A 25600-nucleotide genomic window follows, 5' to 3' on the forward strand; every position below is an offset into this window, starting at 1 on the left:
CCAGCATGCCCGCCGTGAGGCGGCTGAGAAGGGTTAGGAGTTGTCGCGAGCCTGAACGATCAGCGCACGCTCAACACCCGCAAGGTTCTCCACGATGATGCGGCGCAGGGCCGGCACATCGGGATTCGCCTCGAGCCAGGCGTTCGTGACATCCACGAGTCCCTGATTGGCCAACGGTGCCGGGTACAGGCCACGGAGGACCGTCTCGGCAATCGCGTAGCTGCGGTTCTTCCACACATCGTTGATCGCCTCAAAGTACGGAGCCACAAAAGCTTCCAGCACCGCGGGGTCGTTCACGTGGGTGTAGCCCATGGTCACGTTGCGCACGATCGCGTTCGGAGCCTTGTCGCTCTTCACGAGGGAATCGAAAGCAGCCTGCTTGCCCGCCTCCGTGGTGATCGTGGCGCGAGCGCGGGCCGCAGCCTGCTGGCCGTTTGCCGTCTTGTCCTTGGCGAGCGCCTCATCCACCTCAGTATCACCGGCAGCACTGTTGAGCACGAGGCCCTCCAGAAGCTCCCAGCTCAGGTCAGTGTCAATCTCGAGACCCTCAAGCGTGGTCGAACCGCTGAGCAGAGCGCGAAGCACCGTGACGTGCTGTTCGGTGGATGCCACATTCGCGAAGTACTTCACGAACTGGAACTGAGCATCCGATCCAGCCTCAGCACTCTGAGCGAGACCCCAGAGGGTGTCGCCGATCTTCTCGATCGTGGCCGCACGACGCTCCGGAGCAACGTACTGCTTAGCCACCAGAACCAGCTGCGCGAGCGTGGTGCGGATGGTGGTCGACTCGGTCTCCGACGCAATGTTGCCGAGAACCAGAGCGACATAATCGCTGGCCGGAGTCTCAGCATCACGAGCAGCATCCCACGCGGCACCCCACACGATGGCGCGAGCCAGCGGGTCAGTGATGTCAGAGAGATGCTTCATCGCGACAGCAAGCGACGAGTCATCGAGACGGATCTTCGCGTACGCGAGGTCGTCATCGTTGATCAGGATGAGGTCGGGGCGCGTGGTGCCGACGAGCTCGGGAACCTCGGTGCGCTCGCCCACAACATCGATCTCGATGCGGTGGTGGCGAACAAGCTTGCCGTCCTCCAGCGAGTAGTAACCGATAGCCAGACGGTGCGGGCGAATCGTGGGGTAGTCCTCGGTGGCGGTCTGAACGATCGCGAAGCTTTCGACGGTTCCGTCTTCGGCAGTCACGACATCCGGGCGCAGCGTGTTCACGCCAGCGGTCTCCAGCCAGAGCTTGCTCCACTCCATGAGCTCGCGGCCACTGGTCTTCTCCAGCTCGACCAGCAGATCCTTGAGCTCGGAGTTGCCGTAGGCGTGCTTCTTGAAGTACGCCGCAACGCCGGCCATGAACGCTTCGAGGCCAACCCAGGCAACGAGTTGCTTGAGAATCGAACCACCCTTGGCGTAGGTGATGCCGTCGAAGTTGACGAGAACATCATCGAGGTCGTTGATCGAGGCGTAGACGGGGTGCGTCGAGGGGAGCTGGTCCTGCTTGTAGGCCCAGCTCTTCTCCATGGCCGCGAACGTGGTCCACGCTTCGGTCCACTCGGTCGCTTCAGCGGTGGCGATAGTCGATGCCCATTCGGCGAATGACTCGTTGAGCCACAGGTCGTTCCACCACTTCATGGTGACGAGGTCGCCGAACCACATGTGAGCCAGCTCGTGCAGAATCGTGACAACGCGACGTTCCTTGATGGCGTCGGTCACCTTCGAACGGAACACATACGTCTCGGTGAACGTGACAGCGCCCGCGTTCTCCATGGCACCCGCGTTGAACTCGGGTACGAACATCTGGTCGTACTTCTCGAAGGGGTACGGGTACTGAAAGTGCTTCTCGAAGTACTCGAAGCCCTGCTTGGTCTTCTCGAAAATGTAGTCAGCATCGAGGTACTCGCTCAGCGAGGCACGCGTGAAGATTCCGAGGGGGATGACACGGCCATCGCTCGAGGTGAGCTCGTCGCGAACCTCGGCATACGGGCCCGCCACGATCGCGGTGATGTAGCTCGACATGATCTGAGTGGGCGGGAACTCCCACGTGGCGTTCTCGCCATCCACTACCGGAGTGGGCGTTGGCGAGTTGCTGATCAGAGCCCAGCGTGCCGGTGCCGTCACCGTGAACTGGAACGTGGCCTTGAGGTCAGGCTGCTCGAACACAGCGAAGACGCGACGCGAATCGGGCACCTCGAACTGCGAGTAGAGGTACACCTCGTCGTCAACGGGGTCAACGAAGCGGTGCAGGCCCTCACCGGTGTTGGTGTATTCGGCATCCGCTACAACTTCAAGAACGTTGTTCTCAGCAAGGTTGTCGAGCTGGATGCGCACACCATCGTTCACGGCAGCAACATCCAGTGCGGTGCCGTTGAGCGTGACCGAATCAACCGTGCGGGTGATCGAATCAATGAAAGTGGATGCGCCAGCAGTGGCAGTAAAGCGAACAGTCGTGCTGCTCTTAAACGTCTCAGGACCCGTAGTGAGGTCAAGCGCAATCTCATAGCTGTCAACGTTGACAATCGCTTTGCGTTCTTGCGCTTCAACTCGGGTGAGGTTCTCTCCGGGCACGTACAACTCCTTCGTGTTGGGGCGGTTTGTGACCGCACCTATCTACCTTATGCCGCGACCCCTCAAAGTAGGCACTAGCGGATGCTCGCGACCCTAGACTGGAGGAATGCGCATCCATATCGCCACCGATCACGCCGGCCTCGAGTTCAGTGCCACCCTGCAGCAGCACCTCATCGATGCTGGCCACGACGTGATCGATCACGGCCCCGTTGCCTACGACGCTCTCGACGATTACCCCGGGTTCTGCATCGCCGCAGCCCGTGGTGTTGCCGCCGACCAGGCTGCCGGTGTTGACGCCCTCGGTGTTGTGTTCGGCGGCTCGGGCAACGGTGAGCAAATGGCCGCCAACAAGGTCGTGGGCATCCGCGCCGCCCTCGTCTGGAACGACTCGACCGCCGTTCTGGCCCGCCAACACAACGACGCCAACGTCATCTCTATTGGTGCCCGCCAGCACACCGTCGACGAAGCCACCCGCTTCATCGACCTCTTCATCGCGGAGCCCTTCTCGGGCGACGAGCGTCACTCTCGCCGCATCGCCCAGCTTGCCGAATACGAAACCACCGGCGCCATCGCAGCGCACCCCTTCGCGCTCTAATGCCTGAGGGGCATTCCGTACATCGCATTGCGCGCCAGTTCGCGCTGCACTTCGTCGGAAAAACCGTCGCAGTGTCGTCTCCGCAAGGCCGTTTCGCTGCGGGAGCCGAACGCCTCGATGGACTGCGGATGCTCAGCGCCAAAGCCGTGGGCAAGCAGATGTTCCTCGAGTTTGAGCACGACCGCTGGTTGCGCGTGCACCTCGGGCTCTACGGAGCCTGGGACTTCGCGGGCAACTTCACCGCTGACGCGACTACGGCATCCGCCGCCGGTCGCATGGGGCAGACCAACCAGCACGGCACGGTTGTGGATGGTGCAGATGCTGACGGCTCGGGCGAGCTGAGCAGTGCCGCCGCTGGCGCGGGTAACTCGGTCGTCGGCGAGCACGAAGACTCGCTCGCGAGCATTGGTGCCCCGCGCCGCACTCGCTTGCGCATGTCGGAGCAAGAGAAAGCCTCCGACGACGTCTCAGACTTTCCGCCCGAGCCCATTGGTGCCGTGCGAGTGCGCCTCCTCACCACCGATACCTGCGCCGACTTGCGCGGGCCCACCGCGTGCGAAGTGCTGAACCCCGACGAGGTGCAGGTCGCGCTCAACAAGCTCGGGCCCGACCCTCTCGTCGACGACAATGGCGAAGGCGAAGAACGTTTTGTGGCGACCGTTCGAAAGAAGCAGACACCGATAGGCGTGCTGCTCATGGATCAGTCGGTCGTCAGCGGCATTGGCAACGTCTACCGCGCCGAGATTTTGTTCCGCGCTCGCCTCGACCCGCACACGCCGGGCAAGCTCATTCCCGAAGAACTCGTTCGCGAACTCTGGCGGGACTGGGCGCACCTGCTCGAAATCGGTGTGCGCACCGGCCAGATGATGACGATGGACGGGCTCACCGGTGACGACTACACCGCCGCACTCGCGAGCCGGGATGACCGTCACTGGGTGTATCACCGCGAAGGACTCCCGTGCCGCGTGTGTGGCACGAACATCGTCATGGAGATCGCTGCGGGTCGCAAGCTCTACTGGTGCCCCAGCTGCCAAGCACCGCTCGGCACGCGCCCGCGAAAAGGTTGACGTGCGTTACACGCCCCCGAACAACGCGTACGCTAGCTCAGAACTAGCCGCAGAAATGACAAGGGCACTGCCGAGTGAAACTGACTAACGCGCGCATCGTCGGCGACGATGCCTCTGCCCTGGTCGATGTCACCCTCGCCGAGGGACGCATCGTCGCTATCGAGCCGCACCGCGCGCCCGCGGCCGCTGACACCGCTCCCGGCGCGGACGCCGACGCCGACTCCGCTCCCGACGCCGACGCCGACCCTGAAACCGAAACCGTCGACCTCGACGGCCGCTGGATCATGCCCGGTCTCTGGGATCAGCACGTGCATTCCAGTATGTGGGCGCAGCAGTCGCAGCGTCTCGACCTCAGCCACACGACATCAGCAACCGAAGTCGCCGTCACTCTTGCGACCTCAGTTCTTCCCGAATCCGACGGCATCATCGTCGGTCAAGGTTTCCGCGATGCCCTCTGGCCCGACCAGCCCACCCGCGAACTGCTTGACTCCGCGGTCTCCGACATCGCCGTCGTGCTAGTCAGCGGCGACCTGCACTCCTGCTGGCTCAACAGCCTCGCCCTCGAACGCTTTGGTTTTTACGACCACCCCACCGGGTTCCTGCGCGAAGAAGAAGCCTTCGCTGTCGGAAGCGCGCTCAGCCGAGTGGAACCCGACATTCTTGATGGCTGGATCCGTGACGGGGCTGCGGAAGCGGCATCCCGCGGTGTCGTTGGCATTGTCGACCTCGAAATGACGTGGGAGTTCGAGAACTGGCAGCGCCGTATGCTCGAAGGGTTCGACCTGTTTCGGGTGCGCGTCGGCGTCTACCCGCGCTTTCTCGAACGCGCCATCTTCGAAGGCCTCACCACCGGTCAACAGCTGGCACCGCTGCTCGAAGTGGGCCCGTTCAAGATCATCACAGACGGTTCGCTCAACACCCGCACCGCGTACTGCGTCGAGCACTACCCGGGCGAACCACACAACAGGGGAGTGCTCAACATCCCCGCTGACGAACTCGTCGAGTGGATCCGCACTGCCAGTGGCGCTGGTCTCTCGCCCGCCGTGCACGCTATCGGCGATGACGCGAACACTCTTGCCCTCAATGCTTTTGAAATTGTCGGATGCCGTGGCCGCATCGAGCACGCGCAGTCGCTTTCTGAGTCGGACCTGCCTCGCTTCGCGGCTCTCGGCATTGCCGCGAGCGTGCAACCCGAACACGCCATGGACGACCGTGATGTAGCGGACGCTCTCTGGCCCGGACGCAACCACCGCACGATCGCGCTACGCTCCATGCTCGACGCTGGCATCGAACTGCTGATGGGATCGGATGCTCCGGTTGCTCCGCTTGACCCGTGGGCAGCGATCGCGTCGGCTGTGAGTCGCAGTCGCGATGGGCGGGAGCCGTGGTATCCCGAACAGCGCATCACTGTAGCCGAAGCCCTCACGGCGTCAGCCCAGTCGACCATCGCCGTCGGCGAAGTGGCCGACATTGTCGTGACACGCAAAAACCCGCTCGACTGCAGCGGTGAAGAACTGCGGGCGATGCGGGTTGACGCGACAATCCTGGCCGGGCGCTTCACTCACAACCAGTTGTAGCTACGACGAATCGTAGGCGCAACTAGTCGCAGGCAAAGCGACCGCCAGAGAAGTTACTTGGTCGCGAGGTGAGCGAAGAGGAACCAGCGGTCCTTCTCAAGCCCACGAGCGATCTCGATCGCGACGTCTTCGCTGACCTTGTCGAGCTCACCGAGCTCGTCAATAGCGGTGCGCACGGTCACGAGGGTGGCGTCGATCGCAGCGATTACTTCAGCGATAACGTCATCGGCCTGTTGGAAGCCAGCGGTCATGCTGGGCGTGGTCGCGTTGGCGCCAACGGTCTGCGTGCGAGCGTCGATCGGGAGTCCGAGAGCAACAACGCGCTCTGCGGCCGTGTCAGCCCAGTCGCGGGCATGGTCGACGATGTCGTCGAGAAGTTCGTGGATGGCTTGGAAGTTCGCGCCGCGAACGTGCCAGTGTGCCTGCTTGCCGTCAATCGACAGCGCCGTGAGGTCGGTGACCACGGGGGCCAAGAACTGGGCAACACCCGAGGTGACATCAGGATCGGCTGAGGTCTGCGGAACTGCTTTAATTTCGGTCATTGTGTGCTCCTTCGTTGTTCTACAAAGACAACGCTACGCAGCCCCAAAAATTTCGCAAGCAAGCTGAGGCAACGCTAACCCGCCGCAAAGCGGGGTTTCGGGCAGCGCCTAATGGATGCCAGCCCGCAACGCAGAGCACGCTCACGGGGGATATCCCCACCGCCGGTTTGTGTGCATCCACGCTGGGGAGTGTGTCTCGATTCCGCGATTCTGTAGGAGACGAACATCCGCCCCGCCAATGCGCGAGACTAAAGCGAGAGACCAATGACTACAGACACAGTGACGAAGCCCCACAATCCCTATTGGCAGCTCTGGCGCACCACGCCAAAAGAGCTGCTGTACCTGATCGTCGGCTTCCCGATTGCGATGACCGGATTCGGCGTGACAATCTCTCTCGTCGCCACCGGCATCGGCACGCTCGCGGTCTTCCTCATCGGCTTCTTCGTCATGATTCTGGCGTTGTATGTCGGCCGCGGCTTCGGGCTGGCTCACGTCAACCTCTTGGAATGGACTGGTCGTGCTCGGCTAGAGCGTCCCGACTGGCAAGACGATCGTGCCGCTACCGGATTCGGCGGCTGGCTCAGCGCCACCCTCGGCAACGCGCACTACTGGCTCTACCTGCTGCACACCACAATTCTTGGCTTCATTCTCACCATCATCACCTGGACGATCTCCTTCGTGTGGCTCACCGTCGGACTCACTGGAATCTTCTCCTGGTTCCTCGACGGCGAAGTGCAAACCGGCGACCCCGACTGGTCACTCGGAGAGTGGTTCTTCGGACTCGTCGGCGTCAACACCACCGGCTGGAACCTCGAGATTGCCGACAACATTGTTGCTTTCGTCGTTGGCCTGATCTTCATCGCAACCCTCCCTTTCGTCACCCGCGGCCTTGTCATGACGCAGTGGTGGCTGGCTCGCGGCACCCTCACTGCATTCAAATCGGATGGCCTGCGCCGCGAAGTGCAATCACTTGAGGAGTCGCGCGGCGCCGCTCTCTCGGCGGAAGGCCACTCGCTTCGTCGGCTCGAGCGCGACATCCACGATGGCCCGCAGCAGCGTCTAGTGCGACTGCAAATGGATCTTGCGGCCGCCGAGCGCCAGCTCGATACCAATCCAGACAAGGCTCGCCAGTTGCTCACGGAAGCCCAAGCGCAGTCGGCTGAAGCGCTCGAAGAACTGCGGGCGCTGTCTCGCGGGTTCGCACCGCCACTTTTGCTCGACCGTGGCCTTGTGGCAGCCCTTGAATCAGTAGCGGCACGCGCAGCCGTGCCAACGACGCTCACCTCCGAGCTTCCGACCCCGCTCGTTCTTCCAGGCGAAGTCGAGCGTGCGTCGTACTTCGTTGTCGCTGAATTGCTCACCAACGTCGCCAAGCACGCTCACGCTGGCCATGCCTCCGTTCAGCTTCTCACCGAGCAATCGGATGGCCGTCCCTGGCTCCTCGTTCAGGTCACGGATGATGGCCAGGGCGGCGCCGCGGTGCTCGCCGACCACGGTCTTGCTGGCATCGAAGAGCGTGTTCGCGGTGTCGGCGGACGCCTCGAGATCGAGAGCCCCGCTGGCGGACCAACGACGGTAACGGCGCGGCTGCCTTTGCCCAAGCTGAGTGCAGATCGGGCGCCCGTTGACCTCTAGTCTTAAGCGCATGAGCCCTTTGCGCGTCGCTGTTGCTGATGATTCGGTACTGCTGCGCGAAGGGCTCGTGCGTGTGCTCGTCGAAGCCGGCTTCGATGTTGTCGGTGCGTTCGGGGATGCGGATGAACTGCTCGCGAACCTCGATGACTGTGCTCCCGATCTTGTGGTGCTCGATGTGCGCATGCCGCCCACGTTTCGGGATGAGGGAGTGCGCGCTGCTATTCGCTTGCGTGAATTGCGGCCCCAGATCGGCATCCTCCTTCTCTCGCAGTATGTCGAGGTTGTGTACGCGCAAGAACTCTTGTCGTCAGGTCGCGGCGGGGTTGGCTACCTCTTGAAGGACCGCGTCGCGTCGCTGGATGAGCTGCAGGATGCGGTGGAGCGGATTTCTGCTGGCAGCACGGTGCTTGATCCCGAAGTCGTGGCTCAGCTGGTTGGCCGTCGGCAGGATCCGTTGATGTCATTGACGCCGCGGGAGCACGAGGTCATGACACTGGTGGCGGAGGGCCGCACGAATGCGGCTATCGCCAAACAGCTCGTCATCGGTGTTGGCGCGGTCGAAAAGAACGTGACGGCAATTTTTCAGAAGCTGAATCTCGAAGATTCGGGCAGCGACCACCGCCGCGTTCTCGCGGTGCTCACCTGGCTCCAGCGCTAGCGTTGCCTTCTTCTTGCTTAGCGAAGGGCGCTGAACTTGGTGTTGAGCGTCTTGAGATCGCGGATGCGCCGCTCGAGCGTAATGCCAAGGAACAACACGATCGCGCCACCTACTACAGCCCACAGCCACCACGAGGTCAGCTGGTAGAAGCTGATGAGCGCGGGAGCAAAAGTGTGCGAAGCGTGAATGAGAACCACAACGGTGGCAATGATGAGGGGCGCTTTGAGCTTCAGCCATGCTCCGAGCACGATGATCGTCACGGCGACGATACCGAGAGCAACAATGCGCCACTGAGTTCCCGCGCTATCGGTGTCAACAAACGTCGCGATGAGACTGGGGGCCAGCAGCACAACGAGGCCGCCGCTGAGCCACTGCATGCTGCGCGCATCTGGGTCGCTCACCATCCGCAGCCCTCCGTGGGCAAGCAGAGCCACCCCGAGAAGCGCGGACACCCACTCGAGTGGCTCCACGAGCGTTCCGAAATACCCGATCACACCAAGGATGCTGGCGAGAGTGAAAGCGAGGTAGCTCATGCGGTGGGTAAGCGGTCGTGTAGAGGCACGAGCCGCGAGCACGAGAAGAACGCTGCCGAGTGCGACCAGGCCAATGATGCGAACGGCGTCGACCGACGCGTTTCGCTGGTCTGTGCCGAGCAACGCCAGAATTTCTATTCCGTAGAGCAACACGAGGGCACTGCCGAGCAGCACTTCGCTCATGGCTGCCCATCCCGGGCGGTTTTCGTCACGAGAGAATCCACTGGCAGCGGCACCGAAGCTGGCGAGAGCCAGCAGCGCAACTGCGACCAGCAGACCGGAGTCGAGTTCGGGCAACAGTCCTCTATTTTCAGACAGCAGGATGAACGCCCGTGACGCGGTCGCGAGAATGAGCCCGGAGGCGGACGCAATGATTGCGACGCCCCAGAAGTCGATGAGCTCGCTGCGTGGTTCTACGAAGGCGGCAGCGACTAAGAGAGCTCCGCAGAGCCCGGCAATGATGAGAGTGCGGAGTCCGTTGCCGTCCGCAGCATTGAGCGCGAGGGGAAGCGCTGCAATGAGGAGGCCGACGAGAGCGATCGCCGGTGCGGAAGCTAGCCGCGCCGCTCTCAACTCTGCGCGTGCAATCAGTATCGAGAGGGCGATCACGACGGCGCTGAGAGGCAAAACGTACGCTTCTAGAGCGTCGACGCGGGCCTGATCGAGTCGAAGCCACAGTGCCCACGTGCCGAACGCCACCGCAGCCCACACCATGTGGCGGCGAAGCGATACCGACCCGAATACTCCGTCAGTCGAAATGGAACTGAGAAGCAGTGCGACCGACACAAACAATACGATCAGCCATGGTGTGCTCTGTGGCTCGATCACCGCACTCACCGTCGCGATTGCGGCAACCGTAAGGGCACTGATCTCGCTTGCTCGACGAACGGAACTACGGTGATCCCGCAGTCGCAGAATCATGCTGAATGCTGCCACGAGCACGGCTGCGGTTGCTGGAGCTAGTTCGATCACGACCACCGAGAGCTCGAGTAATCTACCGGTGCTATCGAACAGCCAGGCGGTCGTTGGGGCGAGAGCTGCCGCTGCGGCAACGTTCTCGGGCACAAACGTGTGTGCGCCTCGCGCGAAAATGGTGAAGCTCAACGCCACGACGAGGAGCGCGGCACCCAGGGTGTTGATGACGGCTACATCGAGCATGAAAGGAGCTGTGACTCCTGATCCGCCGACGACGTTTGCGTTCCAGAAGTGTGCTCCGGCGAATGCGGTCGCGCCGAAGCCCGTCCACCAGAGTGCTTGCGGTTCGAGCATCGCGACCTCACGCGATCGAATAATCAGTGCGCGTGCGATCATCCCGAAGCCAAGGATGGCGGCGATCAGCCAGAACTCGAGGTACTGCACAACGCCCAAGGCGTAGGTAGCGAGTGTGATGAACGACGCGAGAGCGAACGCAAGGTAGGTCACGTGGGGGGTGAGAGGCGGAGTCGTGAAGCGCGCGCCCACCACGAGAAGCACTGCGCCGAGAGCAACTAAGGCAAGCACCCGGATGTCAGTGAGCGGTGTCGACGAAGTGGACGGGTCGATCACGATGATGCCTTCAACCACATACAGCAGTGTCACGGCGGCGCCGAGCAGCACGGGCCCCGACCGCTGCCACAGGGTGGAGTGCGAGACACGCGCGAAACCAGCGGAGGCGAGCCCGAAACTCGCGATCGTCATGAGGGCTACAGCGCCGATGAGCCACACTTCAGCTTCGGGCAGCGCACTCGGTGCGGCGGTCACGGAATAGAGAACGCGTGCTGCTGTTGCGGTGATGAGTCCCGTGGCTGAGGCGACAACGGCGATTCCCCAGAAACTGAGCAACGACTCGCGCGGCGAAATGAACGACGCGGCAATCATGAGCGCCGCACACAGGGCGGAGATGACGAGAGTGCTGGTGCCTGAGCCACTTGCGGAGTTCAGCGCGAGCGGCACAACGGCGATGAGGAGTCCAGCGAGAGCGATGAACGCGCCAGAACGCAGGCGGGATTCGCGTAGTTCTGCTCTGGCCGTAAAGATCGAGATTGCCACCACAACCGTGGCAAGCGGCAGCACATAGGCCTCGAGAGCTTCGACCCGATATTGCTCGAGGCGCAGCCACAAGGCCCACGTGGAGAACGCGACCGCACCCCAGATAACAAAGCGCCGTGGCGAAGCTGAGCCTACGATTCCGTCGGCGGAGATCGATGCCAGTAGAAGGGTGATCGACACGAGAAGCGCGATCAGCCAGTGTGTCTCGTGGGGCTGAAGAATTGCACTCGCTGTGGTGAACAGTGCAACGGTGAGCGCGCTGAGTTCAGCGATACGTCGCACGAATGTGTGTCGGCCCCGCACACGCAGGGTCATCGTGAGCGCTCCGACGAGAGCGGATGCCGTGGCCGGCGCTAACTCGATCGCTATAGCGCCGAGACCAGCCGTACGGCTCGCACTATCGAGTGCCCACACCAGCGCGGGCGCGAGCGCCGCAGCGGCAACGAAACTTTCGATAGAGCGCCCTGTCGGTGCACTCGTTCCGCTCGCAGTGTTCGTAGCACCCGTATTCGGTGATGCTCGGGCAAGCAGCGCGGTGTTGTTCAGCATGGTGACGATAAGCACAGTGACAAACAGCACAGAGACGAGCAGGCTGATAGAGGTGAGGCTCAGGGCGAGTGGTGCGTTCGCGAAAGGGGCCCCGCTGCCTGTTGCTACCCAGAGAATGGTGCCCGCAACTGCGGTGCCGACAAACCCTATCCACCACAGAACCTGTCGTTCGAGGGCGGTCACTTCGCGGGTGCGGGGCCAGAGCGATCGCGCGCTGATGACGACGGCAAGAACGGAGACGGTCATCCAGGATTCGAGCGGATGGGGATCGAGGGGAGTGAGCGCGAATTGCAGCTGTTCTCCCACGCCCGCAGCCGCGAGCAACAGCACAAGCGTCGTTAAGCCCAGCATCGTCGTGCGAACTGAAACAACGGACACGAGGTAGCGGGCAGCAAAGAGCACGGCCGCTGTGCCGAGGCTGGCGAGAAGCCACGTTCCGTAGCTCGACCATCCTGAACCGAAGGCAAGCGCTAACGGTGTGAAGCCGCCCAGCGCAAGAATGGCTGTGCTGAGGCGCAGTCCGGGGCGGCGGCGTTGGCTCACACCGATTGCCACGACAGCCAGTACAGCTAGCGCAAGCCACACCGCAACAGCGAGCAGCAGTGTTCCGGCCAGCGGCGCTGCCAGGGCAAGTGCGGCACCTGCGCTCGCGAGCAGCAGAGAAAGCCGACCGCGGAGTTGGCGCGTGGCCCACCACGCCAACGCCATAATCGCTGGAACGCTGAGGATGGCAAGCTGAGGCCAGCCGTCGTCACTGATGGCGAACGGAGCGCTCGCCGCGGTAGTGCGGCGCAGTGACGTCTGAGAGAAATACTGCAGCGCTACAGAGAGCGACTCGCTGAGGGGCGCGATCAGCGCAATCGCGGTAATCGTCCACACGCCGAGCGATGCCCACAGGGTGGTACTCCGGCTTGTCGCGCCGTAGTGTCGCCCGCTCGCCTCGCTCAGCACCGCAAGGGTGGTGAGTGCAGCGACAATGGAGAACACCGCGATAGGGGAGTCGTTCGATAAGAGAGTCGACACTGCTGTCGCAATCGTGAGACCCGCGATCATTGCGAAGGTGTTGCGGATGATCGGATCGAAGGCCGCACGATGAGCCGCGACGCTGTGGATTGCCGCTACCGTGCCTAAGACGAGGAGCCAGATTCCCGTCGAGCGATTGCCAGCGGATTCTGACAAGACGAACAGAGAGATAATTGCGCTGAAGAACCCGATCGAGAGCCCCAAGTAGGCGAAAACGATCATGGTCGTGCGCTCTACTCGCCCCGAGTATTCTCCGTGCGCAGCCACGAGGTAGATCAGCGTTGCGGTGGTGAACGCCACCATAGGGAGCAGCACATTGGCCTCGGGGAAGCGTCCGTCGGCCACGCCGGCGACGACGAGGGCAGCTGCGGGCGGGAAAGCCACGAACGCCACCACATTGACGAGCCTGATTGTGCTTGCCCGATGCCACCAAATGAATCCCAGCGCAGCGGCGATCATCGCTGAGCCCCAGTACGTGCGGCCGGCAGAGTCGCCGACGACAAGTAGTTCATTAGCGCGCACAGCGTAGATATCGAGCCCGACAAGCACGACGGCAAGCGCGGATAGCGCTTCAGCGGTAGCAGTGAGCCCACGCTTCTTCACCATGGTTGCGCCGACGATGCTGGCGATAGTGATGGTTGCGATGATCGCTGACCGCCAAATGAGCCCAAAGCTAATGAAGGCGTAGATAAGGAAGAAGATTGCGCCGACTGAGAGCAGCGACACTCCCACGATCAGCAGGATGACTTGGATGCCCGCGTGGGAGCGAGCAGCGGGGGCGTCGATCGTTGTCGGAGCTGTGGCTTCAGCATCGTGTGGAGCTGAAACGGGAGTCAGCGTCGCGGAAGCGGCCGGCGTGGATACTTGCGGCGCGGGAGCAGCGCTGGGCGTGGGCTGCGGGAACTGCGGATGCGCGGGAGCCTCGATCGGAGCCGGCGTTTCTTGGTCCGCAACGGTGTGATCGTCGGATTGCAACATGGCGGCCGCGCGGGCTGCGCGTTGTGCTGTCGCAGCTTCGAGCGCAGCGTATTCGGCATCCCGAGCTTCGTCACGAACGCGTTTGCGTTCGGCTGCGGTCTCGAAACGAATCTTGCCGATGAGCTCGAGCCGGGACTCGAGCAGTGCTGCGACGTCGAGCGATTCTTCGCGGAGAAGGGCGGCATCCGGGTGATTGAGATCAAGCCCACATTGCGAGCAAACCGCGGAAGGCGGGAGCGCGACAAAGCACGCCGGGCATCGGGAAGTATCTGTGAGGTCGAGCGGTCCACGAGGAAAAAGAACGTGACCGACGTGCTCTATGAACGAACGCGGTGCATCAACCATGTACTCGGGACTTCCTTTCGGGAGGAAGCCCCAGAGTATCGCTGACTAAAGCTTAAGAAGCGATAAGGCGCGAAAGTGTGGACTGATTGTGGTTGTAACCATTCGCAGCCTGGATCTCGGGACGAGGCTTTTCGAGACGGTTAGTCCACGCCTTGCCATCCCACCAGCGCAGCATGTGGCTGCCTGCGGGGTCCGGGTACCAGCCGAAGGGAGGAAGTTGGGTTGCAGTGTTAGACATCGGGGGAGTCCAAAGTTGCCCTGCCACGAGGGGCGATACGGGTGTGGCGTTCGATCCAGCCGCGGAGGATCAGTTCGGGGGTAACGGCTATCCCCAGTATAGGGGGCACGCGCGAGCCATGACAAGAGGTCACTTTCGGCGGCGCGGGCGACTTCGGAGTTCCGCCCCACATGAGTAAGATGGAGGCGTGAACATCTTCGGTTTCGTAATCTCCTTCGTGCTCTTTGTGGGCGGCATCTACATGATGGGCGAAGCTTTCTACGTGGAGGGCCTTGAGTCAGTCGTATTCATCGGCGGCCTGCTTGTTACCACGCTGGGCGTCTTCATCCCCATTCACGTCATGAAGCGCGTCGACAGCTAGCTCACCATGGCGAGCCTTCTTAGTCGGCTCGCTCCACTTGCGTTAACCCTGCGAGGGTCAAAACGCATGTTCAGCGATCCAGAGCGCACTCTTGCGCGGATCGATGAGCTTCGAAAGAACCCAGTTTCGTTCGAGCCTCCCGCATCGATTTCTCGGCACGTGAACGTGTCGTCCCGCGAAGTTGGCGGCTGGCCTGTGTTTACGATCGCGCCGAAGACGCCAACGAATGCCGGCCACGTCGTCTACCTTCACGGTGGGTCGTATGTATTTCAGATCAATCCGTTGCACTGGAAGTTCATTGCCCGCCTCGTGCGTGCCACCGGAACAACGTTCGCGGTACCGATCATGCCGCTCGCGCCAGAAGGGCGTGCTGCCGTGATCGTCGATCGCGCAGCAACGATCGTTCAGTCGATTGTCCAAGACGTCGGTGCCGAGAACGTCAGCATCATGGGCGATTCCTCGGGCGGAGGGATGACGATGGCGGTGTCAATGGAGCTGCGAGACCGCAAGCTTCCGCCGCTTCACGCGATAGTACTCATCGCACCCTGGCTCGACATCAGCGGCACGGATCCGATGCTCGCAGAGATTGCGCCGCGCGACCCTTGGCTTGCGGTTCCCGGCACTCATGCGGCTGGCGCCCTATATCGTGGCGAACTCGACGAGAGCGATTGGCGCGTCAGCCCCATCCATGGTGATCTCACCGGCCTCGGGCCGATCACCCTTTTCACGGGCACACGTGACCTTGTACACGCGGATGCGTTGCGCCTGCGTGAGCGCGCACAGCACGAAGGCATCGCCCTCGACTTCCACGTTGGCGAGGGCATGATTCACGATTACCCACTCCTGCCGATCCCTGAAGCTGCGCACGCCCGCACGATCGTTGAACGAGCAATCGTGTGCGGTGGCTCTGCGGTGTGACGAGCTAAGACCACCACGCTACGCATCCGGTCAAGGATGGCGCGGCCTGATGCTGTGCATCAGTTAACGAACGAAGGCCACCTCAACCGAGGTGGCCTTCGTTCTGTAGTGGAGGGGATACGGAGAATCGAACTCCGGTCATCAGTTTGGAAGACTGAGGCTTTACCATTAAGCTACATCCCCACTTGGCACCCGATCGTGCTGTGTACCGAGGATTACTGTACCCGAAACCTCGCAAAGTACGAAGTCGAGATCGCTGCCCGCGTAATCCGCCCCATATTTGCTGGGTTCTGGCCCGGTAAATGCTGTAAGCGCGGCCCGAAAAACATTGATCTTGGTATCTCGTCAACATTCGGTGCGCGCTCAGGCTAGACTTGCCGAGGTCAAATTTGTACCGGCATTTCTACGTGATGCCATGGCCGTAAGACAGCACGGCGCCCCGGGGCGTAGCTCAGCTTGGTAGAGCGCTCGGTTTGGGACCGAGAGGTCGCAGGTTCGAATCCTGTCGCCCCGACGAAATACACCATCGAATTACAGGAGATCCACGACGTGAAGACAACCGTTGAGAAACTGAGCCCGACCCGCGTCAAGCTCAACATCTCGGTCACCCCCGAAGAACTCAAGCCGAGCATCGATCACGCGTATGGCCACATCGCCTCGCAGATCAACATCCCCGGCTTCCGCAAGGGAAAGGTTCCGCCGCAGCTGGTTGACCAGCGTGTCGGTCGCGAAGAGATCCTGAACCACGCGGTCAGCGACGGACTTGACGGTTTCTACCGCCAGGCAGTCACCGAAGAAGAAATTCGCGTTCTCGGTCGCCCCGAGGCAGACATTGTCACGTGGCCCGAGGTCAAAGACTTCAGCGGAGACCTCGTTCTCGCTATTGAGGTAGACGTTCGCCCCGAGTTCGACATGCCCGCCTACGACGAACTCACCCTCACGGTTGAAGAAGTCAAGGTTTCGGCAGACGATGTCAAGGACGAGCTCGACACCTTGCGTGCCCGCTTCGGCACGCTCGTTACCGTCGAACGCCCCGCCACAAAGGGCGACTTCGCTCAGCTCGACCTCGTCGCCAAGATCGGCGAGACCGAGGTTGACTCCGCAACCAGCATTTCCTACGAGCTCGGCTCGGGTGAACTGATCGAAGGCATCGACGAGGCACTTGACTCGCTCAGCGCCGGCGAATCGACCACTTTCGAGTCCGTACTGCTCGGTGGCGACCACGAGGGCGAAACCGCTGTAATCAGCGTTTCGCTCCTCACTGTGAAGGAGCGTGAGCTTCCTGAGGCAGACGACGACTTCGCTCAGATGGCCAGCGAGTTCGACACCATCAAGGAACTCAAGGCAGACCTCAAGGAGCAGATCAAGCGCTCCAAGTCGTTCGGCCAGGGTGCAGAAGCTCGCGACCAGATCGTTGACGAACTGCTCAAGAGCGTTGAGATTCCCGTTCCCGAGAAGCTCGTCGAAGACGAAGTTCACCGTCACCTCGAGAACGAGAACCGCCTCGAAGACGACGAGCACCGCGCCGAGGTCGTTATCGCAAGCGAGAAGACCTTCCGTTCGCAGATTCTGCTCGACTCCATCGTTGAGTCCGAAGAGATCAAGGTCAGTCAAGAAGAGCTCACCTCGTACCTCGTGCAGGGCGCACAGCAGTACGGCATGGAGCCCGGCGAGTTCATCCAGATCCTGGACAAGAACGGCCAGATCCCGGCCATGGTTGCTGAGGTCGCTCGCAGCAAGGCTCTCGCAGTCGTGCTCAGCAAGGCCAAGGTCGTTGACACCAAGGGCAAGGCGGTAGACGTTTCGGCATTCACCGCGATCGCTAACCCCGAAGCCGCTGAAGAAGTCGTTGTAGAAGACGACGCCAGCGACGAGTCCTAAACCACTTCGCTTTACCCTCACGGCCGACTAGTTATCTAGTTGGCCGTGAGGTCGTTAACGGGCTGTTTCGCTCGAGTTACCGAGTTACCGAGTTACCGAGTTACCGAGTTACCGAGTTACCGAGTTACCGAGTTACCGAGTGATCGTGTCGAGGAACAGCTTCGCGTAACGAGCACTATCGATGCCAAGCGCGACATCAATTCGGCGGAAAAGGGGATCTCCTGCTCCGGCCTGTTCGTGGCCAGCCGTGCGATGATCCACGACCGTTTGCCCGCGAGTGAGAGGATCAGCCAGGCTCACTCGCACCGGCAGGTTTGTGGTGCTGAGTCCATCCGGATCGATCGCAGCACACACCGCGCCCGCATCGCCAATATCGCCGTGTCCATCACCGGCGACGCGCACCTCGCTGCCTTTTACCGTGACAATGTGCTGCAGAAGGCGCCCAGCGAGCTGCGTGCCGGGTTCGGAACTGGAGGCGAGCCGAACGATGTCCTCAGGCGGGATTGTCACGGCATAGAACACATCCAAGCCATACATGGTGATGGGGGCGCCAGAGGTCAACACGATTTCGGCGGCCTCGGGATCGTGCCACGTATTGAACTCGGCAACCGCAGTGGCATTGCCGACGGAGGCTGAACCTCCCATGAAGACGATTCGCTCCACGTTGTCTAATACCTCTGGGTACAGGCGCACGAGAAGTGCGATGTTGGTCATGGGGGCGAGCGGCACGAGCGTTACCGGCGTCGGGCTAGCCAGAATTTCTCGACGCAGCAATTCGACGGCGTGCAGTGGCACCACAGTGCGCGACGACTCGGGCAGACCGAGGTCACCAAGACCGTCAGCTCCGTGCACGTGAGCGGCCGAATGAGCCTCCGAGAGCAACGGACGCTGAGCGCCAGCGGCAACCGGGATGTCTCCCGCCCCGGCAGCATCCAATACCGTCAGAGTGTTGCGCACTACCTGCTCGAGACTCGCATTGCCAGCGACGCACGTGACAGCCCGCAGGTTGACTCCAGGATGCCGCACCGCCAACAGGAGCGCGAGCGCGTCATCAATGCCGGTGTCAACGTCGAGAATCATTTGCTGCATTCGGCAATGCTAATGGTCACGGGGAGCCTGCCGACACCGAGGCGACTGAGGGGAGTGGGACGCCGTAGTGCTGCAGTGGCAAGCGGTGGGTGACGCTACTCGGCCACAAGCTCCGCTGCGTAGCCGCGCACCGAACGCTGATAAATCGGCAAATAGTTCGCCAACGCCATCAGCGCGACCGAGGCCCCCAGGGTGGGATCGCCGCGAGTGGTGAGGGCAAGGGCGAGAAATGCGGCGGTTGGACCTGTCCACTCATCGTCGGGATGCTCGTGCAACTGCTGCTCGAGCAAAGCAATCGACTCATCGACGCGATTGAGATTGCGCAGCGTGCTGGCCAACTGGATGATCGCGCGTGGCCGCAGGGCGGCATCCAACCCGTTGTTAAGAGCACTGCGGTACAGCGGCTCAGCCTCAGTCTCGCGGCCCGCATAGTCGCGCGCGCCGGCTGCCTCGAACAACGCTTCGGCGTCATCAGGGGTACGTTCAGCGACGAGCTCATCAATTGCGGCGACAACATCTCCCTCGGCCATTGTCGCGGCGTGGGCCCAAATATCTGCGATTCGATCGCGCCAAGTCTGCTGCATTTGGCGAGCCTACAAGCAGCCTCTGGCGACGCGGTACTTTGCCTAGGGCGAACACGCCAGAATAGCGGCGCGTACTCGGATAGATTCGTATCACGCGATAACTGAAATGGAGCGCAACAATGGCCCAACCGGCATTGGTCTCGAGCATCTTCGACCAACTCCTCAAGGACCGCATCATCTGGCTCGGCTCAGAGGTGCGCGATGCAAACGCGAACGAGATCTGCGCAAAGATCTTGCTGCTCGCCGCAGAGGATCCCAAGCGCGACATCTACCTTTACATCAACTCACCCGGTGGATCCATCACCGCGGGAATGGCGATCTACGACACGATGAAGTTCGTGCCGAACGACATCGTCACCGTCGGCATTGGCCTTGCCGCCTCGATGGGGCAGTTCCTGCTCTCCTCGGGCACCAAGGGCAAGCGCTACATCACCCCCAACGCGCGCGTGCTCCTGCACCAGCCGTCGGGTGGATTCGGTGGAACGTCTGCTGACATCCAGACTCAGGCTGGCGTCATCCTCGATATGAAGAAGCGCATGGCCGAGCTCACCGCCGAGCAGACAGGCAAGAGCGTCGAGCAGGTTCTCATCGACAACGACCGTGACAACTGGTTCACGGCCAAAGAAGCCCTCGAATATGGCTTCGTCGATCACCTCCGCGAATTCGCCTCCGATGTAGTTGGCGGCGGCGGAACTGAAGACAACGCAACCGGCAAGAAGGACTAATTATGGAGAACTTTAACCTCGGAGCACAGGCTCCCGCCGGCATTGGTCGTCCGGATGCTGACGCTCGCTACATTTTGCCGACGTTCGAAGAGCGCACAGCCTATGGCTACAAGCGCCAAGACCCGTACGCGAAGCTGTTCGAAGACCGCATCATCTTCTTGGGTGTGCAGATCGACGACGCTTCCGCTGACGACGTGATGGCTCAGCTTCTCGTTCTCGAGAGCCAAGACCCTGACCGCGACATTGTCATGTACATCAACTCACCCGGTGGTTCGTTCACCGCTATGACGGCGATCTACGACACGATGCAGTACATCCGCCCCCAGATTCAGACTGTCGTTCTCGGCCAGGCTGCTTCGGCCGCTGCCGTGATCACCGCCGGTGGAACCAAGGGAAAGCGTTTGGCTCTGCCCAACGCTCGCATCCTCATCCACCAGCCCAGCGGTGGGTCGGAAGGCTCGAGCCAGGCATCGGACATCGAGATTCAGGCACGCGAGATTCTTCGCATGCGTGGCTGGCTCGAAGAGACGCTGTCGCACCACTCGAACCGCACCCCAGAGCAGATCAACAAGGACATCGAGCGCGACAAGATCCTGAGCGCGGCTGAGGCAATGGAGTACGGTCTCATCGACCAAGTGCTCACGAGCCGCAAGACGCTGCCGGCGATCACGAGCTAGCACTCGCTTTCACGTAACTGAGGCGGTCACCCCGATGGGGTGACCGCCTCAATTTGTTAATGCGGAAAGCATCACCACGATGAGCCTGCGCAATCGCTGACTCGCCGTCAGGCTAGGACTCGTCTCTCTTGCGCTTGACGGAGATCAGGAAGATCGCCACAGCAGCAACGAGAACGAGAGCAACTGCGCCGCCGATCAGCACCACGCTTTCAGCATCGAGGCTCGTTCCGCTCTCGGAACTGTCAGAACCACTGTCGCCTTCAGAACCCTCGGTTGCTGCCGGGGGAGCGCTCTCCTCAAGGAAGCCACCACCACAGGCGGGCGGAGCGTCCAGCGCTTCGGAAAGCACTTGATCGGCATCCGGTTGCCACGTGAAGTTGATCTCGTCAGAGATCGTGTGGCCATCGGCCGACACCAGCTGCCAGAGCATCCGGTACTCACCCGGCTCACCGAGAGCCGCGAGCGTGGAGAGCGATTCGTCGCGGATGCTGACGCAGCCGTCTCCGTAGTAGCCGCCGGCGGCATCCAGAATCTGAATCGCGAAACCTCCGCCGTCTCCGGCGAGATCGAGCAGCACATCGTTAGTAGTGACCGAGAACTCCTCGGGCAACACGGTGAGGATTTCGCCCTCGAGCGGTGTGCTGTCGACGAGGTAGTTATGGGCAGACGCGGGCGCGGCCACGAGCAGCAGGAGCGCTGCAAGCGTGGCCGCGCTGAACGCGGCGCCGACACGAATAGCTCGACGCATGGTTCGAACTACTTAGTGGCGGGGCGACGGAAAGCGAATGCCGCTACGAGCGCGCCGAGACCGGCAACGAGGCCGGCGATTCCCAGTCCGCGGGCAACGGGGTCACTGCTGGATGCGGCGGCAGCGTCACTGTTCTCGTCTTCGCTTGCGTGGTCGTCACCGTGAGCGTCTTCTTCCGTTTCAGCGTGACCGTGGTCATCTACCGGTGCATCGTTGACGTAGAGGATAGGAGCGGGCTTCTCTGCTCCTTCTTCAGTACCGCTCCAGCTCACTACGGTGCCATCGGTGTACGTCTGGTCGGCCGTCAGCACAACGCTTCCGACATCCGGAACCGGCCCGAGAGAGATCGGGAGTAGGAGCAGCGCGCCGTCTCCGATTTCGGAACCTGCCTGGGCCGTCCACACAATCGAGGTCACTGCTTCGGTGATTTCGCTTTCGCCGACCATGACGGGCTCGGGCAGTTCGCTGCGCACAAGCTCAGCGTCCCAGCCGGGAACAGGCACGAAGCGCACGCTCGTGAATGGAGTATCCGTGGGCAGGTTGAGCTCGACCTTGTTGGTCTTCTCGGTGTCTGACTCGTTGGGAACCTTGACCGTGATGAGCGCGTAGCTTCCGGCATCCGCCTGCCCCGGATCGATCGTGACGTGAGCCATGGCGGCGAGCGGAGCAGCTACCGCGAGAGCAGCGCCTGCGGAAACGGCAAGGGCAGCTTTAGTGAAGTTGTTCATAGTTTTCTTTCTCAAAAAGGGTCGCCAATCAGCGACAAATATCGGGGATGCTGTGCGGCAGCGTTAGGCCGCGGCCAGAGTGGCTGGCGGGCCCCGATAACGCATGATGGAGAGAACTCGTGCACCAAGCGGCGTTGCCGGCGTTGCACCTGGCACAACGCGAAACTCGAGAACGTGGATCGTCGTCAGGGAAGTGGACGACAGAAGCCGGGAGAGAAAGACGCGAGCGGTATCGAACAGCCCCCACAACGCGACTTCGGCATAGGTGAACATCAGGATAGTGATCACGGCGGCCGCGAGATGCGAGAGTGACATGGCAGAATCCGCGGTTTGCGCCGCCGAGCTGAAGTCGAATGTCATGGCCGCCATGTCGTGTGGCGCGATGCCTTCCGGTGCCAGCATTGAGCTGAAGAGCGTGTGATACATCCCCTGGCTGGCAAGAATGGCGGCGCTCAGGCGAACCATTGAGACGGTGCGTCCGGCCAACAGAGTGCAAATGGCGACTGAGATCACCAGCGAGACGCCAATACCGAACAGTGACGGAGCGACACCGCCCGCGATTTGGTGAGAAATAGCTGCCGCAAACGTTGCGAACAGCGCCGCGAGACTGCCACGAAGCACGCGCATGGCACGGGTATGCATCGGGCTCCTTCTGATCGGCGGCGTTAGCTACTCAAGCCTAGTTCGTATTGCGGTGCTGCTAGATCGGGCGAGCACGGGCTGAGGGGATGAGGGAGACTCGCCGAAACGCCGCCGGTAATGGTGACAGGACTGAACGGATATCGGGTTAGGCTCGTTGTCAAGGTATTTACTCAAGGAGAGGAACCGGCATGGCCCGAATTGGGGAAAGCGCGGACCTGCTCAAGTGTTCCTTCTGCGGCAAAAGCCAAAAGCAGGTACAGCAATTGATTGCCGGTCCGGGCGTCTATATCTGCGACGAGTGCGTAGATCTGTGCAACGAGATCATTGAAGAGCGTCTTGCTGAAGCTGGCGAAGAAACGTCGAGCGAATTTGACCTGCCTAAGCCGCGTGAAATCTACGACTTCTTAGAGGAATACGTCATCGGCCAAGAAGCAGCTAAGCGCTCGCTTTCGGTAGCCGTCTACAACCACTACAAGCGTGTTCGTGCCCGCAACACCATCACTTCGGCAGATGCCGTGATTGACGATGTCGAGATCGCTAAGTCGAACATCCTGCTGATCGGTCCTACCGGTTGCGGAAAGACGTATCTCGCACAAACTCTCGCTAAGCGCCTCAATGTGCCCTTTGCCGTTGCGGATGCCACTGCGCTCACCGAGGCTGGCTACGTCGGCGAGGATGTCGAAAACATTCTCCTCAAGCTTCTGCAGGCTGCTGACTATGACGTCAAGCGTGCTGAGACGGGCATCATCTACATCGATGAGATCGACAAGATCGCTCGCAAGGCAGAGAACCCCTCCATCACCCGCGACGTGTCAGGCGAGGGCGTGCAGCAAGCGCTCCTCAAGATTCTTGAAGGCACTGTCGCTTCTGTTCCGCCGCAGGGCGGTCGCAAGCACCCGCACCAAGAGTTCATTCAGGTGGATACCACCAACGTGCTCTTCATCGTTGCCGGTGCATTCTCTGGTCTCGAAGAGATCATCTCGAACCGTGCGGGCAAAAAGGGCATCGGCTTCGGTGCTCCGCTGCACAGCAAGGGCGACGATGTGAACCTCTTCGGCGAGGTTCTGCCAGAAGATCTCCACAAGTTTGGTCTCATCCCTGAGTTCATCGGTCGTCTGCCTGTTGTAACCACGGTTACACAGCTCGACCAGGTGGCTCTTATGGACATTCTGACAACGCCAAAGAATGCACTCGTACGCCAGTACCAGCGCATGTTCGAAATCGACGGCGTTGAGCTTGAGTTTGAACGCGATGCACTCGAGTCAATCGCTGATCTTGCCGTGCTGCGTCAGACAGGTGCTCGCGGCCTTCGCGCGATTCTCGAAGAAGTTCTCGGCCCGATCATGTTCGATGTTCCATCCGACGAAACTGTTGGCCGCGTCATTGTGACGAAGGCGGCCGTGCTGGAGAACGCAGCACCCACGATCATTCCTCGTGAACCCGTGCGTGCCGAGAAGTCGGCCTAACCGCACCGCATAAAAGCGCAGGCGACCCACTGGGTCGTCTGCGCTTTTTCGTTTTCGGGCACGCACGCGACCGCGAACACGGCCGAAGTGTGCCTTCTGTCGCGCCGAAACACTGGGTTGCCTGTGCCGGTGGTCTCGTGGCCATTGACAGAGAGACGCACTTAATTCTATGGTTTGTTTAGTCCTGAACTAAGGGGAACCAATGGCGATTCGTCCGATGGCACGTACCGATGTAAACCGGTCAGCAATCCTTGCTCACCTGGGTGCACACGGTCCGGCATCCCGTGCTGAGCTCGCTCGCACGCTGAGCCTCTCACCGGCGCTCATGACGCAACTCACTAAAGACCTGCTTCATGACGGACTTTTGCGAGAACTCGAACACCAGGCATCGCAGGGCGGACGACCGGCACGGATGCTCGGCCTCGTCTCGAGCGCTGGGCGCGCGGTTGGCGTGAAGGTGGCCTCCGATCACGTGGCATTCGTTGAGGTCGGAATCGATGGCACCGTGCTGCGAACGGCTAGCGAGCCCTTTGATGCCGCGGCGACCACCATGCTGATGTCACTCGCTGGGTTGCTTCGATCCTTCATCGCTGGCGGCTCATCCGCGCCGCTCCTCGGCATCGGAGTGGGCGTTCCCGGCTCCGTCGATTCTCAAGCCGCGGGGGTGGTGAGTTCCACGCAGCTGAAGTGGAACAACGTGCCGATCGGCGCAACTCTGCGTCGCGAACTGGGACTCCCCGTTCTCGTGGAAAACAACGTGAACGCTCTCGCGATGGCGGAGCGTCTCTACGGTCTCGGCCGTCGTCATCGCAACTTTCTCGCCGTGACGATTGGAACCGGTATCGGAGCCGCAATCGTGATTGACGGTCTCATCGTTCGCGGCTTCGGAGGTGGTGCTGGCGAAATCGGCCACATTCCGGTGCGTGAGGATGGTCCCCGCTGCACATGCGGAAACATCGGATGCCTTGAGACATTCGTGTCGGAGAGCGCGCTCGTGGCGACGGCTCGCGATCGCAACGTCATCGCTCCCGGTGCAGGAGTTGCGGCACTCCGTGACGCAGCAGATCGTGGAAATCCGGCTGCCATCGCCGTCTTTGGCGAGGCTGGCCACCTGCTGGGCCGAGCAATTGCGGGGCTTGTGCACGTGCTCGATCCTGAGGTCGTGATCCTACTGGGGGAGGGCACAGCCGACTGGGGACACTGGTCTTATGGTTTCGAACCGGCTTTCCGCGCTGCGCTCATTCCCGCGCGACGGGGCATCCCGGTTGCTGTCGAGACCTGGCAAGACGCCAGTTGGGCTCAGGGCGCTGCCACTCTCGTACTTGCGACTCCGTTCGACGCTGAGGGGATTGCGGGAGAACAGGGTGACCTCGTCCGTCAGCGTCTCGTGCAGCAGGCCTCCCCGCAGGAGCGCTCCTGATGGTTCTCCCGACCGTTCT

At 61.4% G+C, this 25600-nt stretch carries 21 protein-coding genes and 2 tRNA genes; 13 read left to right on the plus strand and 10 right to left on the minus strand.

Features of this window, described 5'->3' with window-relative positions:
* Window positions 1-33 precede the first annotated feature (33 nt).
* Entirely contained in the window at window positions 34-2574 is a 2541-nt protein-coding gene (gene pepN, locus I6E74_RS06830; protein ID WP_197124216.1) for an aminopeptidase N, read from the minus strand.
* Between the two features lie 106 nt (window positions 2575-2680).
* Between pepN and I6E74_RS06835 the strand changes: the two genes are divergently transcribed.
* The 3 genes from I6E74_RS06835 (at window position 2681) to I6E74_RS06845 (ending at window position 5813) form a co-directional block, all read left to right on the plus strand.
* Window positions 2681-3169 carry a ribose-5-phosphate isomerase gene (locus I6E74_RS06835; RefSeq protein WP_197124219.1) on the plus strand — a complete coding sequence of 163 codons (489 nt, stop codon included), beginning with the start codon at window positions 2681-2683 and terminating at the stop codon, window positions 3167-3169.
* Window positions 3169-4236, plus strand: a complete 1068-nt coding sequence (locus I6E74_RS06840) for an Fpg/Nei family DNA glycosylase (protein WP_197124221.1) — start codon at window positions 3169-3171, stop codon at window positions 4234-4236. Before I6E74_RS06835 ends, I6E74_RS06840 begins: the two co-directional genes overlap by 1 nt.
* Before the next feature lie 74 nt (window positions 4237-4310).
* The gene (locus I6E74_RS06845) at window positions 4311-5813 is read left to right on the plus strand and encodes an amidohydrolase (protein ID WP_197124223.1); all 1503 of its coding nucleotides are present in this window, start codon (window positions 4311-4313) and stop codon (window positions 5811-5813) included.
* 53 nt (window positions 5814-5866) lie between these two features.
* Here the strand turns inward: I6E74_RS06845 and I6E74_RS06850 are convergent, their stop codons facing one another.
* Window positions 5867-6355: a Dps family protein gene (locus I6E74_RS06850; protein WP_197124225.1), complete on the minus strand. Its 489-nt coding sequence runs from the start codon at window positions 6353-6355 to the stop codon at window positions 5867-5869.
* Window positions 6356-6619: 264 nt separating this feature from the next.
* Between I6E74_RS06850 and I6E74_RS06855 the strand changes: the two genes are divergently transcribed.
* Window positions 6620-7990 (plus strand): sensor histidine kinase, encoded by a 1371-nt coding sequence (locus I6E74_RS06855; RefSeq protein WP_197124227.1) that lies wholly within the window; start codon window positions 6620-6622, stop codon window positions 7988-7990.
* A gap of 10 nt (window positions 7991-8000) precedes the next feature.
* The gene (locus I6E74_RS06860; RefSeq protein ID WP_231600582.1) at window positions 8001-8648 is read left to right on the plus strand and encodes a response regulator transcription factor; all 648 of its coding nucleotides are present in this window, start codon (window positions 8001-8003) and stop codon (window positions 8646-8648) included.
* 17 nt (window positions 8649-8665) lie between these two features.
* Here I6E74_RS06860 and I6E74_RS06865 read toward each other — a convergent pair whose 3' ends face one another.
* Together I6E74_RS06865 and I6E74_RS06870 are read right to left on the minus strand one after the other, a co-directional pair.
* Window positions 8666-14104, minus strand: coding sequence for an SCO7613 C-terminal domain-containing membrane protein (locus tag I6E74_RS06865; RefSeq protein WP_197124229.1), 5439 nt, complete (start codon window positions 14102-14104; stop codon window positions 8666-8668).
* 52 nt (window positions 14105-14156) lie between these two features.
* Window positions 14157-14342, minus strand: a complete 186-nt coding sequence (locus I6E74_RS06870; protein ID WP_197105935.1) for a DUF2510 domain-containing protein — start codon at window positions 14340-14342, stop codon at window positions 14157-14159.
* 187 nt (window positions 14343-14529) lie between these two features.
* Here I6E74_RS06870 and I6E74_RS06875 point away from each other — a divergent pair, with 187 nt between their 5' ends.
* Together I6E74_RS06875 and I6E74_RS06880 are read left to right on the plus strand one after the other, a co-directional pair.
* A complete protein-coding gene (locus I6E74_RS06875; protein ID WP_197124231.1) occupies window positions 14530-14703 on the plus strand; it encodes a hypothetical protein in 174 nt (57 codons plus the stop codon).
* A gap of 66 nt (window positions 14704-14769) precedes the next feature.
* Complete coding sequence (locus I6E74_RS06880; RefSeq protein WP_231601150.1) at window positions 14770-15621, plus strand: alpha/beta hydrolase fold domain-containing protein; 852 nt, start codon at window positions 14770-14772, stop codon at window positions 15619-15621.
* Window positions 15622-15730: 109 nt separating this feature from the next.
* Here the strand turns inward: I6E74_RS06880 and I6E74_RS06885 are convergent.
* Window positions 15731-15804: transfer RNA gene (locus I6E74_RS06885), tRNA-Gly, on the minus strand.
* A gap of 257 nt (window positions 15805-16061) precedes the next feature.
* Between I6E74_RS06885 and I6E74_RS06890 the strand changes: the two genes are divergently transcribed.
* Window positions 16062-16135: transfer RNA gene (locus tag I6E74_RS06890), tRNA-Pro, on the plus strand.
* A gap of 35 nt (window positions 16136-16170) precedes the next feature.
* The gene (tig, locus tag I6E74_RS06895) at window positions 16171-17502 is read left to right on the plus strand and encodes a trigger factor (RefSeq protein WP_197124234.1); all 1332 of its coding nucleotides are present in this window, start codon (window positions 16171-16173) and stop codon (window positions 17500-17502) included.
* A 132-nt stretch (window positions 17503-17634) separates the two neighbouring features.
* On the opposite strand, the gene I6E74_RS06900 is transcribed toward tig, so the two are convergent.
* Complete coding sequence (locus tag I6E74_RS06900; protein WP_231604829.1) at window positions 17635-18591, minus strand: nucleoside hydrolase; 957 nt, start codon at window positions 18589-18591, stop codon at window positions 17635-17637.
* A 95-nt stretch (window positions 18592-18686) separates the two neighbouring features.
* Entirely contained in the window at window positions 18687-19175 is a 489-nt protein-coding gene (locus tag I6E74_RS06905) for a tetratricopeptide repeat protein (protein WP_197124236.1), read from the minus strand.
* Between the two features lie 119 nt (window positions 19176-19294).
* On the opposite strand from I6E74_RS06905, the gene I6E74_RS06910 reads away from it, so the two are divergent.
* Window positions 19295-19900 (plus strand): ATP-dependent Clp protease proteolytic subunit, encoded by a 606-nt coding sequence (locus I6E74_RS06910; RefSeq protein WP_197124238.1) that lies wholly within the window; start codon window positions 19295-19297, stop codon window positions 19898-19900.
* 2 nt (window positions 19901-19902) lie between these two features.
* A complete protein-coding gene (locus I6E74_RS06915; protein ID WP_129071683.1) occupies window positions 19903-20577 on the plus strand; it encodes an ATP-dependent Clp protease proteolytic subunit in 675 nt (224 codons plus the stop codon).
* 112 nt (window positions 20578-20689) lie between these two features.
* Here I6E74_RS06915 and I6E74_RS06920 read toward each other — a convergent pair whose 3' ends face one another.
* From I6E74_RS06920 to I6E74_RS06930, 3 genes are all read right to left on the minus strand, one after another.
* Window positions 20690-21325 (minus strand): copper resistance CopC family protein, encoded by a 636-nt coding sequence (locus I6E74_RS06920; protein ID WP_197124240.1) that lies wholly within the window; start codon window positions 21323-21325, stop codon window positions 20690-20692.
* 8 nt (window positions 21326-21333) lie between these two features.
* On the minus strand, window positions 21334-22053 hold the full coding sequence (locus I6E74_RS06925) for a YcnI family protein (RefSeq protein ID WP_197124242.1): 720 nt from the start codon (window positions 22051-22053) through the stop codon (window positions 21334-21336).
* 63 nt (window positions 22054-22116) lie between these two features.
* A complete protein-coding gene (locus I6E74_RS06930; RefSeq protein WP_197124244.1) occupies window positions 22117-22695 on the minus strand; it encodes a hypothetical protein in 579 nt (192 codons plus the stop codon).
* Window positions 22696-22883: 188 nt separating this feature from the next.
* Between I6E74_RS06930 and clpX the strand changes: the two genes are divergently transcribed.
* Both clpX and I6E74_RS06940 read left to right on the plus strand, forming a co-directional pair.
* Window positions 22884-24161 (plus strand): ATP-dependent Clp protease ATP-binding subunit ClpX, encoded by a 1278-nt coding sequence (gene clpX / locus I6E74_RS06935; protein ID WP_197124245.1) that lies wholly within the window; start codon window positions 22884-22886, stop codon window positions 24159-24161.
* Between the two features lie 202 nt (window positions 24162-24363).
* Window positions 24364-25581, plus strand: coding sequence for an ROK family transcriptional regulator (locus I6E74_RS06940; RefSeq protein ID WP_197124246.1), 1218 nt, complete (start codon window positions 24364-24366; stop codon window positions 25579-25581).
* The last annotated feature ends 19 nt before the right edge of the window (window positions 25582-25600 follow it).

The sequence above is a fragment of the Salinibacterium sp. SWN139 genome (genome assembly GCF_015864625.1).
Taxonomy (GTDB): Bacteria; Actinomycetota; Actinomycetes; order Actinomycetales; family Microbacteriaceae; genus Rhodoglobus.